Genomic DNA, 13,726 nt, shown 5'->3' on the forward strand with positions numbered 1-13,726 from the left:
CTTTTATGTGAGCCGGCCGTGTCAGAGGACGATGCGCTACCTCGACGTCTGGCTCGATCAACCCGACTGGATGTTGCATCCGATGCAGTTGTTCATCCGGCAGACGGACGTCGTGGCGTGCGAGGAACTGCTCGCCTGGACGATCCTCGACGAGCGGGATCTCGAGTACGAACTGTTCTACGTCGAGGCCGACCTCGAGCGCTATCGACCGGCACTCGACGCCGTCGACTCCGTCCGGTCGTACACGATTGCCCCTATCGACGACGGTGCCTTCCACCTCTACGTCTGCCAGGAGACCCGCTCGGAAGACGCGAGCTGGCGGGCGGCGTTCAGCGAGCGGAACCTGGTCGTCGTGCCACCAGTGCGGTTCGACGACCGGGCGAGGATGGGTTTGACGATCGTCGGTGAGGGAGTCGACTTACAGCAACTGCTCGAGGACATGCCACCCGAGATTGGCGTCCACGTCGAGGAAGTCGGCCGGTTCGATCGACGCGGTGGTGCCCTCGCTCACAGCCTCACCGATCGACAACTCGAGGTCGCGCTGGCGGCGTTCGAGTGTGGGTATTACGATGTGCCCCGACGGGCCTCGCTCGCGGACGTAGCCGAGGAACTCGAGGTCGCCGAAAGCAGCGCATCGGTGACGCTTCGACGAGCCGAACGGGCGCTTCTCGAACGGGTCTTTCGGCGATATAGTGGGCCGGAACGGCGGTGACACAGGTAGCCACGGAACGTCGCCTCCAGGCGCAGTGCTGAACGGCGTTCCATCGCAATGACCCACTGCTCCACGTATCGGAGAGCGCCACGTTGGAGCACAGACAGAGTTCCACGAGGGTAGCACTTTAGCCCAGTACTCGGGTTTCACCGTCTTCAGATCGAGAGAATATCACGTTCGCTTTGGGGCGAGGTGGGCGAGTTTGAGCCAGAATTCCTCGATTGCTCGAGCAAGCTGATCGAACTCGTCAGCCGTCTCCGGCTTTTGCAGGTAGGCGTTCGCAAAGCGCTCGTACGCCTGGTTTACATCCGACGTTTCGCCCGATTCCGTGAGCACAAGCACAGGGATGTGTCTGCAGCCGGGGCGATCTTTGAGTTCGGCGAGGAGTTCGGTTCCACTCGCGTCGGGCAAATCGAGGTTGAGAAGCACCAGATCCGGTTGCGGTGTCTCCGAATAGTTCCCTCGCTGATTGATAAAGTCGAAGGCCTCGCTACTGGTGTGAACCACCGTGATGTTGTTCGTAAGCGTTGTCGCTTCGAACGATCTAACGAGCCCAGCAATGCTATCCGGTTCCGGTTCGACGAGAAGAACGTCGTAGGTTCGGTCACTACGTTGTCTGTACGTATCCACACCAATCTTGTATCGAATATAGAACAATGTACCCAAACCAACTTTGCCCAATTATTTTGGTTCGGTCTCCAGTGAGGACCAGGTGATCGGAGCCAGAGAGTCCACCGTCTGTCTCACCTACCCAAAAATCTGCCCAAACATCGCAGCCTGACCCCGCCGCAGTCGTTCGAGGAACGCCGATTTTCCGATTCCCAACTCGTCTCCGACCTCGCTGGCGGTAACGGCTTTTGGTACCTGGAAGTACCCCATTTCGTAGGCGACCCGGAGGGCCGCTTCCTGTGCGGGCGTGAGATCCCATCGGCCAGCGACCGCTCGCTCGTCCTCGTCGCCGAGCGGATAAATTCGCTCGAGGGTCACGCCAACCGTTTCGCCGGCGGCCTCGAGGACACCCTCGAGGACGTTGTGGCCGACGACGGCCCCGGTGTAGCGTTCCTCGCCGCCGTCGTACTGGATCGAATCGACGAGGAAACCCGCGTCGATCAGCGCGTGGACGATACAGGGGTGACGGGACAGACACCGGTAGTTGATTCGGCCATCGGAGCGAGAGGCGTGCAGGTAGCGGAGCCGGTCGTCGTCGTCGAGCGTCTCGGTGAGACGGCCCTCTGCCGGCCCGCTACACCGCAAAAGCGTGTAACCGTCAGACCGACGCTGTGGCGGGCGGGCGTCGATACGTTGGCCGGTCACCCGCGTGGCGTCCGCCAGGGGACAGTGGTCGCCGGTGACGGCGAACTCGACGACGAGACACTCCTCGATCACGCACGAAAATACGGCAGCTTGATATATAAATGCCGCCTATGGGCGGGCTAACAGGTACGCCACTCGATCCCGAATAATTGATCATGGATCTCGAGACGGTCAAACAGCGGGCTGAGCCGCGGGCGTTCAGTCCGAAAGACGACCTCCCCGAGGAGTACCGGAAGGCGGCGACCCGGATGATCCAGTTCCACGCGAACTCGGAAATTATGGGCGCGTACCTGGAGCGGCCGTTCATCCGACAGGCACCGTCGCTCGACCGAAAGCTCGCGTTCTCCGCGAAGGTACAGGACGAAATCGGTCACGGACAACTCCTGTACCGGGCGGCCGAATCCCTGGGAATCAAAACCCGCGACGAGATGCTCGACGAACTGGCCAACGGCGAGGGGAAGTTCCTCAACTGCTTCCACTACCCGATGGAGAAGTGGACCGAGACGCCGATGATCGGCTTCTTCGTCGACGGCGCGGCGATGCGTCGCCAGGCCACGCTCAAGCGCTCGAGCTGGGAGCCCTACGCCCACGCCATGGACAAGGTCTGCTTCGAGGAGGGGTTCCACGTCAAACACGGCGAGGACATCCTGCGTGAACTCGCAACTGGGTCGCGGAAAGAACAGGAGATGGTTCAGGAGGCCTTCGACGTGTGGTGGCCACGCATCATCCAGTTCTTTGGCCCAACCGACGACAAGAGCACCCACCACGACTTCTCGAGCGAGGTCGGGCTCAAGATGATGAGCAATGACGAGCTTCGAAACGCCTTCCTGACGGCATACATCCCGAAGGCGAAGAAGTACGGACTCGAGATTCCGGACGAACCGCGGATCGAGAAGCGCGACGACGGCACCTACAAAGTCGTCGAGGACGACCTCGACTGGGACGAGTTCTTCACCGTCGCCAAAAACGACTACGACGGGAGCTACGAACAGATCGGGAAGCGCCACGACACCCAGGAGGCCGTCGAGTGGGTGCGCAGCGTCCTCGACGAGAACGAACAGGCGGCGATGGGAACCGCCCCACAGGCGGCTGATTGAACATGATCTGGGAAGTCTTTCGACAGGAGAAACCGGGTGGCTACCACACCCACTGTGGTAACGTACACGCGCCAGACGCCGAGATGGCGAAGCTGTTCGCCGAAATCCAGCACGGACGGCGGAAACCGACCAACAGTCTTTGGGTCGTCCCACAACCGGAGGTCGCAGAAGTCGACACCGAGGACACGAACTTCGGGGGGACGACCGACAAGTCCTACCGATGGGCGATGACCTACAATCGCGTCGACGAGTCCTTCGCCGAAGAGGTTGCCGAGTCCCAGCGCGAACAGGAAACCGCCGACCGTGAACGAGACCAGGTCACCGCGGGTGGGAACCAATGAGCGCTATCGACCATCTGTCGAGACCCGACGACCTCGAGACCGACGAGCGCGAAGCCGTCGAAGCCCTGCTCTACCGACTGGCGGACGACGAGTTCGTCCTCGCCGAACGCTACACCGAGTGGCAGGTGCGCTCGCCGACGCTCGAGTCCGATCTCGCGCTCTCGAACATCGCCCAGGACGAACTGGGCCACGCCCGCCTCTGGTACGACCTACTCGAGGACTTCGGCTACGAGGAGGCCGATCTGCTCTGGGAGCGCGACCCGTCCGACTTCAAACACTCGACGCTGGTCGAACTCCCGTTCGAATCGGGTGACTGGGCCGACGCCATCGTTCGCTCGTACCTGTACGACGAGGCCGAACACCTGCGCCTCGAGGCGCTCGAGGACTCCGCGTACCCCCGGATCGTCGACCGCGTCGGCAAGGTGCAGGGCGAGGAGCGGTATCACCGCGAGCACGCCACGAACTGGCTCGAGCGACTGTCGTCGACCGACGACGGCCGCGAGCGCGTCCAGGCGGCCGTCGACCGGCTCTTCCCGCACGCGCTGACGCTGTTTGAACCCGTGAACCCGGAACTCGAAGCTCGTATCGACGAGTACGGCATCCGAACCCGGTCGCTCGACGAACTGGGCGAGACGTGGCTCGAGACGGTCGTCCCCTTCCTCGAGTCGCTCGGCATCGAGACGCCGGTGTCTGACAGCCACGAGGTGACGGAGAACGACCTCCCCGAGGTGCGTGGACGGGACGGCACCCACACCGACGAGTGGTTCGACCTCTACGACGAGTTCACCCACACCTACCGCGAACTCGGGCGTACGAGCGCGGATCGGATTATGGCAGATCCAGACGACGAGTAACGACGATCCGACCACCAAGGTTTCATCACTATGACCGACGACACAACACCCACTGACCCCTCGAAGGCCGCCGTAGACGGTCGTCACGACGTCGACGTCGCGTTCAATCCCGACGCCGACGCCGGGGCGACTCCCTGTGCGTACACCGAGTACGTCGAACGCGGCGACGTCGACGGCCTCCCGGCGACCGGAGAGGACGCCACAGGCCTCGAGCGCGCCGTCTGGGACGCCCTCTACGCGGTCGAAGACCCGGAGATGCCCGTCTCCATCGTCGACCTCGGGCTGATCTACGGCGTCGAACTCGAGGCCGACTCAAGCGACGAGGAGACGGCTGCAGGCGCTACTGCGGAGAACGACGCCCACGTTCGCGTCATCATGACGCTCACCTACACCGGCTGTCCGGCCCGAAAGATGCTCACCGAAGAAGTACGAGAAGCAGCGGCCTCGCCCGACGGCGTCGCCTCGGCCGAGCTCGAACTCGTCTGGAGCCCCGAGTGGTCGCTCGATATGGTGACCGACCAGGGGAAAACCGACCTGCGCGAATTCGGACTGAGTGTCTAACATGCGACGAACGACCGATCCCAGCGTGCAGACGACCGGCGACGAAACCGGTGCGGAGTGTCCGTACTGTGGCTCGACGAATACCGTACGCGAACACCCGAGGGGGCCCTCGTTGTGCCGGTCGATGCACTACTGTCAGGGCTGTGAGCAGCCGTTCGAGAAGTTCGAGTAACGGATTTCGGCAGGTCACCCTCGAGCAATAGTGTGGGTGCTGGTGACACTCGAGTATCCGAAACAGTACGCTTAGGAGACTCCATTTCCTACGTTCTTGCGTGAATCGTCGTAGCGTCCTCCAAACGGCCAGCGTCGCCGCGCTCGCAAGCGTCGCCGGCTGCCTGAGCGGGGTACGAGATCATTTTACTGGCGAGTTTCGGACGAACGCCCCCATAGAGATTTACAGCGAGGCGGAGCTCCCATACAACATCGTGGTCGAGGCCCACGAACAGGGAACGGGGAGACAGACCTACGACCAGAGCTTCAACGTGATCCCTGGCGAGCGCGTCGCTCCCCAGAACGTCCAGCGAAGCGACCAGCACTTCCGTGTCACCCGCTATGGCTACGACGGGCGGGACGGCGGGCCGGGCGAGGACTTCGTCGCCACCGATATAATTTCCGCTGACACCCAGTTGGTGAGTATCCGTATCCACGACGATGACCTCGAACTCGAGGTCATCGACGACATTTCGCAGGCCGAAGCTGAACAGGACGAACTCGAGGAGGAGGCAGACGAAGCGAACACGACCGAGTCCTGATCGAGTCCCTTCGTGGCCACTTTATCGATAGTCCCGTCAGGAACACTCAGGGATACGGATGGAATTCCCGCTCGAGCCGTGGCTCGAATCCGAGTTCCTCGGGAACCGTTTCGGCCCGCTCGGCGAAGTACGGATCCCTCGTAAAGAGCGGCTGCGCTTCCGGTACCACGACTCGCACGGCCTCGAAGCCGAGCCGTTCGACGTCGCGTGTCGTCAGCCGTGCCGCGTACGGGGTCAACCCACTCTCGGTGACTCGCTCGAGCAATTTCTCGAGTCCCGTGGAACCGGTCGGTGTCGGATTCGGGCCGACGCTGTCGGCTGGAACCGTCGGTTCGACGTCGACCAGTGAGCGAGCCCGCTCTGGGAACGCGCCGTACTCACCGATCGCGCCACCGGCCTGGTCTGCGTCGTCGGGGCCGATACCTCGCAGTTCCATCCAGTTCTGGAGCGCTTCCTCGAGTGCACTGACGGCCGCCCGGTCGCCGTCGAGGGCGGCCGCCGAGCCGATGGCGAAGTGGGGCCAGAGCTCGTCGTATGCGGCTGTCTCGACCTCGAGGTCGCGGTGGACGGCGACGGCGACGACGGGGACATCGACGTCCTGAGTACACAGCAATGCCGTCGTCTCTAGCCCCTCACTTCTGGCTCGTTTTTGGAGGGCCACAAAGTCCTCGTGGTCGACCTCGAGGCCGAGTGGCTCGAACGTCGAGTACCACGAGAGCATCGTCCCGTCCCGTTCGACGACCTCGGTGAGTCCCGAGATGAGCGCGTCGGTCATCGACGAGCCGAGACCGAGACCGGTCGTGATCGACGGCACCAGCGCCTCCCCCGGTTGTGGAAACTGGACGGCCGCGGCAGGAAGGAACGCTTTCTCACCCGTCTCGAGGTTCCTCCCCTCGACCCAGCGGTGCTCGTCTGCCGGATCGTACGCCGGCGATCCCTCCCGACGAGGTAAGTCGGTGGGTGGGACGGCGTTCTCCAGTTCGTCTTCGGTGGCGTGGACGAAGTCGGCGTCTCGGTAGGTGCCGGCGCAGTACCGCTCGAGCCCCTCACCGACGGCTTTCATCAGTGCCGTGTTCCAGTCGATGGCACAGCCGGCAGACTGGGTCGGCGCGCTCGCGTCGCTGAACGCCGTGGTATCGGCCGTCGTCGCGAGGTAGTACGGTAGCGGGAAGGACTCGAGTTCGCCGATGGTCTCGATGAGCCCGACGCGGTCGTCGATGGTCAGTTCGGCTCGTTCGACGGCGTTCTCGAGCGAAAGTGAGGCGTCGGCAGTCTGGTCGATCGATCGATCCCGTCCGCTCGTGGCACAGGTGCAGTCGGGAACTGGAAGCAGGTTTCGTCTGGCGTATGGCACCTCGCGAACCTGGCCGAGGATCGTCGGCTCCTCGCCGCTGAACAGCCGAATGCACTCTCGACCAGCAATCGCCCCGGCGAGTCTGGCCGCGCTGCGGTTCGCCCGTGGCCGCGTTTCGGCGGGTTCGTCGTCCTTCGTCGAGGCGACGCGCGAGCGAAGGCACTCGAAGCATCCGGTCTGAGGCGAAAAGCCCGTGACCGCTGCGTCGACTTCCTCGAGTGCCATACCACCGGCGCCTCCGATCTCGACGGCGATCCATGGCGTGTTGCCCGTCCGAGCCGCGACATTCGCCTCTTCGAAGCGAACGGCGCGGACGACGTCGCTTACGACGCCAAAACGGGCGTCCTCGAGATCGGCCGGTTCAGCATCGACGACGGTGACCGACTCGACGTCTTCGAAAGCGGCGACAACCGCTGCGCGGACAGGGTCGTCACCGACGACGTGTACATCCATACGCTGACCCACTCACGCGGGGACAAAAAACACGCCGTTCTCGGAACGAGGTGTGCTCGAGTGGTCGAAACAATTCGGCTCGAGCGGTGGTGTCACATTCTGCCCCTGCTCACAATGCCTTACGCGCGCTCCCCGAACGTCCGTGGGGCGCCCTCGGTCGGCATCGCCCAGTCGATGGCGTTGCGGATGACCCGCTGGATCTCCGGGTTCTCGTAGATTGGAATCGTCTCGTGGCCGGGTCGGAAGTAAAAGATTCGACCGCTGCCACGACGGTAACAACAGCCGCTGCGGAACACTTCGCCGCCCTCGAACCAGCTCGTAAAGACGAGTCGATCGGGCTCCGGAATATCGAACGGTTCGCCGTACATTTCGGTTTCGGGCAGTTCGATGTACTCATCCAACCCGTCGGCGATGGGATGGCCGGGGTCGACTACCCACAACCGTTCGAGGCCATCGTCCTCACGCCACTGGAGGCTACAGGTCGTCCCCATCAGTCGCTTGAATATCTTCGAGTAATGCCCCGAGTGTAAGACGATCAGTCCCATCCCCTCGAGTACCCGCTCGTGGATGCGGTCGACGATGTCGTCGTCGACCTCGTCGTGGGCTAGGTGGGCCCACCAGCAGAGGACGTCCGTTTCCTCGAGGACGTCGCTGGTGAGGCCGTGTTGTGGTTCGTCGAGGGTTGCCGTCCGTACCTCATAGTCATCCTCGAGAAAGTCAGCGATCGTCGCGTGGATGCCGTCTGGGTAGACGGCTGCGACCTCATCGTCGTCTTGCTCGTGTCGGAACTCGTTCCAGACGGTTACGGTAGGCATTGGCTGACTCTGGCGTCCCCTGCGTGATAGGTGGGCCGGTTCCGGCGGGGGTTGGCAGGATCGCAAGTTCATATTTGTCAGAATAAATGGGCCGCTTACAGAAAGATAATCATCTTTCACGCAAAATACGTTCGAATCTCTAGAGGAACCGGGACACAACCCTTATTTTGCTAGCCACCTCCTTTCCATCTATGAACCGCCCGCCCCGTGATCGACCCCACTCGAAATGGAGCATTGATCGACTCTCTCGACGCTCTGTATCGAGGCAATCGGAGGTTACCGTATGATCGAACAGGACATTGGCATCGGTATCGTCGGGCTGGGCGGGATGGGGCAACTCCACGCCTCGAACATGCGCGAGGAGGGTGCTGAAATCGTCGCGGGTGCCGATCTGGTACCTGAAAAGCGAGAACAGTTCGGGCTCGAGTTCGACGCTGAAACGTACGACTCCCACGAAGCGCTCGTCGCCGACGCCGATGTCGACGCTGTCGTCGTCACGACGCCAAACAAGTTTCACGAACCGATTTCTGTCGTCGCCCTCGAAGCCGGCCACCACGTCCTCGTCGAAAAGCCACTTGCACACACACTCGAGAGCGCCGAACGGCTTGCGAGAGTCGCTGAAGACGCCGAGGGGATCTGTATGGTCGGCTTCCACAATCGGCATGCGGCGTCGTCAACGATGTTCGATGCGTACAAAGCCGATGGCCGCTTCGGCGAGTTGACCCACGTCGAAGCGAACTACGTTCGACGGCGCGGTGTCCCCGGTCCGGGATCCTGGTTCACGAACCCGGATCTCGCCGGCGGCGGTGCACTGCTCGACATCGGTGTGCACGCTATCGACCTCGCCCTCTATACACTCGACTTCCCCGAGGTGATCGAAGTGTCGGGCGTCGCTCGAACCACCTTCGGCACCGACGAGGACTACGCTGATCCGGATGGCTTTGGTAGCAACTGGAATGCCGAGGCCGAGACCTACGAAGTCGACGACTCCGTCACCGCGCTGATCCGCTGTGCGGGCGGTCAGACGATCTCGCTCGAGGCTGGCTGGGCGACCAACCGCGAATCGAGTATGGAGTTCCACGTCCGCGGAACCGAGGCTGGCGCACAGTTCGAAATCGGCGACTCCGACCTCCGGATCATCGGCGCGAGCACCGCCGGCTGTGATCATTACGCAGACGCCGAACTCACCGGCGACGCGTCGGTAACGGGCCATTACGAACAGGATCGTCGCTTCCTCGAGACGATCGAAACCGGCGTCGAACCGACGACGAACACCATCGAGGAAGCGTTGACGGTACAGCGGGTGATCGACGCCATCTACCGCTCGAGCGAAGGCGGCCGGTCGGTCAGTCTCGAATCCGAAGCGGAGCCGGTTCAGCGCACGAACTAACGGAAACCAGCAGCGGTTTTATTCCTGATTGCGCAGAGCATTTGTCGTTGAAAAACACTGTATACGTACGACATGAATCCTCGCTCTCGCAGGCGACTCCTTCAGACCCTTCCGTTCGTTGGTCTCTCGACACTTGCCGGCTGTCTCGATGGTCTGGAGTCGGAGGGTGACGATACCGTCACTAACCTTGGTGACGACGATGCCGACCTATCAGCAACGGATGAGCAGTCGGACGTCGACACCGACACCGCGCCACCTGCGCTTTTACTTGAGGAGTGGGCACCGACAGCCGACGTCTTCGACGACGGCGCCTCGCTGGCGTTACGTGAACTCGATCTCGAGGCCGTCCGGAACCGTGCGGATCTGCTCGACGACGACGTCCGCGAGATGGTCACCGACGACATGGATCGCTACGTTGGCCCAGGATACGACCGCGACGAAATCGCCGGCTTCCTCGAGATCGAGGAACTCATCGTTCTCGAGGGGACGTTCGACCCGACGACAGTCGGAAGCGCACTCGAGGAACGCGCCGACGAAACCACGACTCGTGAGGCCATCACTCTGTACGACGGGGTCGTACTCGACCAAGCTGAACGCATCGATGATGGCGCAGCGATCGCTGTCAGCCAGTCGGCCATCGCGATCGTGAACCCGGTCACTTCGGCAAACGACACCGAGGGAAGCACGCCGCGGGAGACGCTCGAGGCCGTACTCGATACGCCCACTGGGTCGGCAGCACGACTCACCCGGGAGTACGGAGACGTCAGTGCGCTGTTCGACATGCTCGAAGTGGGTGGCTTCGACCCGAACGAGACCACGCTCTATCTTTGTGAGCGGTTCGAGGAGTCGCCGTCGTCACTTCCCGAGGGGACTAGAGCAGTCGGTGCAGCATGGGCGTTCCACGGAGAACGTGTCTCCCTCTCGTTCGCGCTCGTGTTCGATGACGGGAGACCAGATGAGACCGAAATTCAGGACTACTTCGACGAGTTCGGAGCGACCTCACACTACACCGATACGCAGACGACGGTGACCGATTCGGGAGCCGTTTTCACTGGCTGGATCGCCCTTGGATCGTTCAATTTCCTCGACCAGCCGCCAGAAGAACACCGAACGACCCCGAGTGCAACGTTCGATTTGATGACCAACGACGGATCGACCGAAGCCACCGTGACGCTCCTGGCAGCGGGCCGCCTCGACGCCTGGGAGATCCACCGGAACGGCGATCAGATCGAACGGATCACCGACGTCGCCGTTGGCCAGGCGGAGACGGTCGCAATCGAACCCGGCGACACCATCGTCATCGTCGGCGAGTACGATGATGTCCAATCCGTCTTGGTGATGCAGGACATTTGATCGATACGGCAGACTGAAGACCATCAAACGGGTCAACGATCCTCAGCGCGGCCGCTCTCGGTGGACGTACGTGTGAAAACGAAAGTGGAACCCCTCGAGTCTAGATAACTTCTTCGAAGTCGTTGTGCCCGTGGATGTCGACGCCCTCGGTGGTAATTTCACAGAGGAATACGCCGTTGCCGGAGCCGGTGTCGCGCTCGGCAGCGGACTTGATGCCGCGGGCGGCGATGGTCATCGCCTCCTCGTTCGAGAGGTCGTCCTCGTAGGACTGCTCGAGGTGGCCGTAGGCCAGTTGCATCCCGGAGCCGGTGACGGTGTAGTCGTCTTTCATGACGCCGCCTGCGGGGTCGATGCTGTAGACGTGGCTCCCCTCCTCGTCGACGCCCCCCAGGATCGGGTGGATGGCGAAGAACGGGCCGCCGCGGGCGAAGTTCCCCGCGAGGGTCGCGAGTGCGTCGATGCTCATCCCGTTGCCGCGACGGGCGCCGTAGAGGTTGACCTCCGCACGGAGGCTCTTGATGAACGACTGGGCACCACCGACGCTGCCGACCATCGTCAGCGCGCCCGTGGGGTGAATCTGCTCAACCTTCTGGACGTTCTTGTTTGAGACGAAGCGTCCTCCAAGACTCGCGCGCATGTCCGTCGCGATGACGACACCGTCGGCGGTCGTGATGCCGATAGTGGTCGTCCCGGTCTTGTTTACGTTGTCGAGGTCGGACTGCGAGAAGCCGTTCTGTGGGAGTGAGCCCAGTTCTGGCTCGTACGGCGATGGCTCGTTCGCCAGCTGGTCGACCGTGCGAGCAAAGTCGGAGTCGTGGGTTGGCGTTCGCATTACCCGATTGTTAGACCGACAGGGTATAAAACATCGGCGGTCACTTTCGCCGAGTCGATTGAGGCACTTGCTGGTCGAATAGTACGTGCTCGAGTGGACAAGTGTTGGGACGAGGAGTGAGCGAGTGGCCCCGAACCGATTTCGATGCTATTCGAACGAAGACCGAGAGCTGCCGCTCGAGCGGTGAGATAACGAAAAGTGTGCGATCGATTGGGGTTCTACTGAGCGTTCTCGTAGGCCTCTCCAACGGTAGCGAGGACTCTGTGGATGGGCAGGGAGATGCCTGCGCGGTGAGCGGCGATCGCGAGCGGCATCATGACGATGCCGACTGCGATGCACAGTTGGTACAGTGCGAACAGGGACGCGTGGTACACGCGGGATATCATCGGCGTTCGATCGATGCTCAGTCCAGGGGTGTACATAAGTCTTCTTGCCTGATACGAATCATCACGATTGAACAGGAACGTTAGAAGTCGACGCCTGCTTGCGATTAAAGTCAGGTTGTGAAAGGAACAATTCCACCAGTGTTCGGCCTCGAGTGACCCGTATCCAGACGGGAATTCACGGGCTCAATTTCCATAAGTTATAGCCAACGTAGTGGAACAGTGCGCGTCCATACGGGCGAGTGTGCGGGCTGTACACACCGTACACACTCCGTTGCGACCCGTCGTATAGTGACCATGTGACCCGAAGCCGAATCGCCCTCCCGTCGATTCGAGGGTGGTCGAACGGGGGTGGCTCGGGGACGCGACCAAACCGCAAAGCAGGAAACCCCCCAGACCGTCCACCGAGTATGGGAAACTATCTCGTCGGGATGGAAGCCGCGTGGCTCGTCCGTGACGTTGAGCAGATCGACGACGCCATCGGCGTCGCCGTCAGCGAAGCCGGAAAGCGCCTCAACCAGCAGAACATGGAGTACGTCGAAGTCGAAGTGGGTGCAACGGGCTGTCCCGCCTGTGGCGAACCGTTCGATTCGGCGTTCATCGCCGCCGACACCGCACTCGTGGGGCTCGCCCTCGAAATGGACGTCTTCAACGCCGACGGGGAGGAACACGCCTCCCGAATCGCCAAGAGCGAAGTCGGCGGTGCCCTGCGAGACGTCCCACTGTCGGTCGTGGACGTGTTCAAACTCGACGACGAGGACGAGTAATCGCACAGGCGATCGGTTCGACCCAAACACATTTCTATAACCCGTGGTTATCCCCACGTATGGAGCTACCGACGCCGACGGATCTCAGACAACGCCGGAACGAACTCGAGTTAACTCAGAGTGAACTGGCAAATCGGGCCGACGTCTCACAGCCGTTGATTGCCCGGATCGAAGGCGGGGACGTGGATCCACGTTTGTCGACGCTTCGCCGGATCGTCAACGCCCTCCAGGAAGCCGAAAGCGACGTCATCAGAGCGGACGATCTCATGCACGAGAACGTCGTGAGTGTCACCCCCGATGACCCGGTGAGTGAAGCGGCGAAACTGATGGAAGAGGAAGCGTACTCCCAGCTCGCCGTCCTGCAAAACGGCATCCCCGTCGGCTCCATTAGTCAGAGTGAACTCGTGCACCTCGATGAGGACGACCGGAACGAGACAGTTGCCGAACACATGGCAGAGAGCTTTCCAACGGTGTCCAAAGACGCGACGCTCGATGAGATCAGCAACCTCCTCGATCACTACAAGGCTGTCATGATCACCGAAGCAGGCCAGACCGTCGGCATCATTACCGAAGCCGATCTGGCATCGAGGCTCTCCTGACAGGATCTGGGTACGCTCGAGCCGAGAACTACTGTGGGTTCGTTCGCAGACGAACCACTGTCGCACCTGAATTAGCGTCTCAGCATTTCAGTGACTGGCGCTCGCTCGTCTCGAAACTTCTGTGACTGGCGCTCGCTCGAGAAAACTCT

General features: G+C 61.8%; 17 protein-coding genes. 11 read left to right on the forward strand and 6 right to left on the reverse strand.

Annotation, left to right across the window (positions count from 1 at the left end):
- Positions 1–31 precede the first annotated feature (31 nt).
- A complete protein-coding gene (locus NGM68_RS15705; RefSeq protein WP_252699171.1) occupies positions 32–712 on the forward strand; it encodes a helix-turn-helix domain-containing protein in 681 nt (226 codons plus the stop codon).
- 171 nt (positions 713–883) lie between these two features.
- Here NGM68_RS15705 and NGM68_RS15710 read toward each other — a convergent pair whose 3' ends face one another.
- Together NGM68_RS15710 and NGM68_RS15715 are read right to left on the reverse strand one after the other, a co-directional pair.
- On the reverse strand, positions 884–1,342 hold the full coding sequence (locus tag NGM68_RS15710) for a response regulator (RefSeq protein ID WP_252699172.1): 459 nt from the start codon (positions 1,340–1,342) through the stop codon (positions 884–886).
- A 117-nt stretch (positions 1,343–1,459) separates the two neighbouring features.
- Complete coding sequence (locus tag NGM68_RS15715; RefSeq protein WP_252699173.1) at positions 1,460–2,098, reverse strand: helix-turn-helix domain-containing protein; 639 nt, start codon at positions 2,096–2,098, stop codon at positions 1,460–1,462.
- An 83-nt stretch (positions 2,099–2,181) separates the two neighbouring features.
- Between NGM68_RS15715 and paaA the strand changes: the two genes are divergently transcribed.
- From paaA to NGM68_RS15745, 6 genes are all read left to right on the forward strand, one after another.
- Positions 2,182–3,123 (forward strand): 1,2-phenylacetyl-CoA epoxidase subunit PaaA, encoded by a 942-nt coding sequence (gene paaA, locus NGM68_RS15720; RefSeq protein ID WP_252699174.1) that lies wholly within the window; start codon positions 2,182–2,184, stop codon positions 3,121–3,123.
- A 2-nt stretch (positions 3,124–3,125) separates the two neighbouring features.
- Positions 3,126–3,464 carry a 1,2-phenylacetyl-CoA epoxidase subunit PaaB gene (gene paaB, locus NGM68_RS15725; protein ID WP_252699175.1) on the forward strand — a complete coding sequence of 113 codons (339 nt, stop codon included), beginning with the start codon at positions 3,126–3,128 and terminating at the stop codon, positions 3,462–3,464.
- Positions 3,461–4,318, forward strand: coding sequence for a 1,2-phenylacetyl-CoA epoxidase subunit PaaC (paaC, locus tag NGM68_RS15730; protein ID WP_252699176.1), 858 nt, complete (start codon positions 3,461–3,463; stop codon positions 4,316–4,318). The genes paaB and paaC overlap by 4 nt, the downstream gene beginning before the upstream one ends.
- A gap of 30 nt (positions 4,319–4,348) precedes the next feature.
- A complete protein-coding gene (gene paaD, locus NGM68_RS15735) occupies positions 4,349–4,879 on the forward strand; it encodes a 1,2-phenylacetyl-CoA epoxidase subunit PaaD (protein WP_252699177.1) in 531 nt (176 codons plus the stop codon).
- Position 4,880: 1 nt separating this feature from the next.
- Complete coding sequence (gene paaE, locus NGM68_RS15740; protein ID WP_252699178.1) at positions 4,881–5,051, forward strand: 1,2-phenylacetyl-CoA epoxidase subunit PaaE; 171 nt, start codon at positions 4,881–4,883, stop codon at positions 5,049–5,051.
- 100 nt (positions 5,052–5,151) lie between these two features.
- Complete coding sequence (locus NGM68_RS15745; RefSeq protein WP_252699179.1) at positions 5,152–5,631, forward strand: hypothetical protein; 480 nt, start codon at positions 5,152–5,154, stop codon at positions 5,629–5,631.
- Positions 5,632–5,677: 46 nt separating this feature from the next.
- On the opposite strand, the gene NGM68_RS15750 is transcribed toward NGM68_RS15745, so the two are convergent.
- The gene (locus NGM68_RS15750; RefSeq protein WP_252699180.1) at positions 5,678–7,438 is read right to left on the reverse strand and encodes a YcaO-like family protein; all 1,761 of its coding nucleotides are present in this window, start codon (positions 7,436–7,438) and stop codon (positions 5,678–5,680) included.
- A gap of 119 nt (positions 7,439–7,557) precedes the next feature.
- The gene (locus NGM68_RS15755; protein WP_252699181.1) at positions 7,558–8,253 is read right to left on the reverse strand and encodes a ThuA domain-containing protein; all 696 of its coding nucleotides are present in this window, start codon (positions 8,251–8,253) and stop codon (positions 7,558–7,560) included.
- Positions 8,254–8,536: 283 nt separating this feature from the next.
- Here NGM68_RS15755 and NGM68_RS15760 point away from each other — a divergent pair, with 283 nt between their 5' ends.
- The gene (locus tag NGM68_RS15760; RefSeq protein WP_252699182.1) at positions 8,537–9,643 is read left to right on the forward strand and encodes a Gfo/Idh/MocA family protein; all 1,107 of its coding nucleotides are present in this window, start codon (positions 8,537–8,539) and stop codon (positions 9,641–9,643) included.
- Positions 9,644–9,715: 72 nt separating this feature from the next.
- Positions 9,716–10,996 (forward strand): hypothetical protein, encoded by a 1,281-nt coding sequence (locus NGM68_RS15765; protein WP_252699183.1) that lies wholly within the window; start codon positions 9,716–9,718, stop codon positions 10,994–10,996.
- Between the two features lie 100 nt (positions 10,997–11,096).
- On the opposite strand, the gene psmB is transcribed toward NGM68_RS15765, so the two are convergent.
- On the reverse strand, positions 11,097–11,828 hold the full coding sequence (psmB, locus tag NGM68_RS15770; RefSeq protein WP_252699184.1) for an archaeal proteasome endopeptidase complex subunit beta: 732 nt from the start codon (positions 11,826–11,828) through the stop codon (positions 11,097–11,099).
- A 218-nt stretch (positions 11,829–12,046) separates the two neighbouring features.
- Positions 12,047–12,250, reverse strand: coding sequence for a hypothetical protein (locus NGM68_RS15775; RefSeq protein WP_252701459.1), 204 nt, complete (start codon positions 12,248–12,250; stop codon positions 12,047–12,049).
- Between the two features lie 371 nt (positions 12,251–12,621).
- Between NGM68_RS15775 and NGM68_RS15780 the strand changes: the two genes are divergently transcribed.
- Positions 12,622–12,978, forward strand: a complete 357-nt coding sequence (locus tag NGM68_RS15780) for a DUF555 domain-containing protein (RefSeq protein ID WP_252699185.1) — start codon at positions 12,622–12,624, stop codon at positions 12,976–12,978.
- Positions 12,979–13,037: 59 nt separating this feature from the next.
- Complete coding sequence (locus NGM68_RS15785; protein ID WP_252699186.1) at positions 13,038–13,577, forward strand: CBS domain-containing protein; 540 nt, start codon at positions 13,038–13,040, stop codon at positions 13,575–13,577.
- Positions 13,578–13,726 lie beyond the last annotated feature (149 nt).

Source organism: Natronosalvus vescus (assembly GCF_023973145.1).
Taxonomy (GTDB): Archaea; Halobacteriota; Halobacteria; order Halobacteriales; family Natrialbaceae; genus Natronosalvus; species Natronosalvus vescus.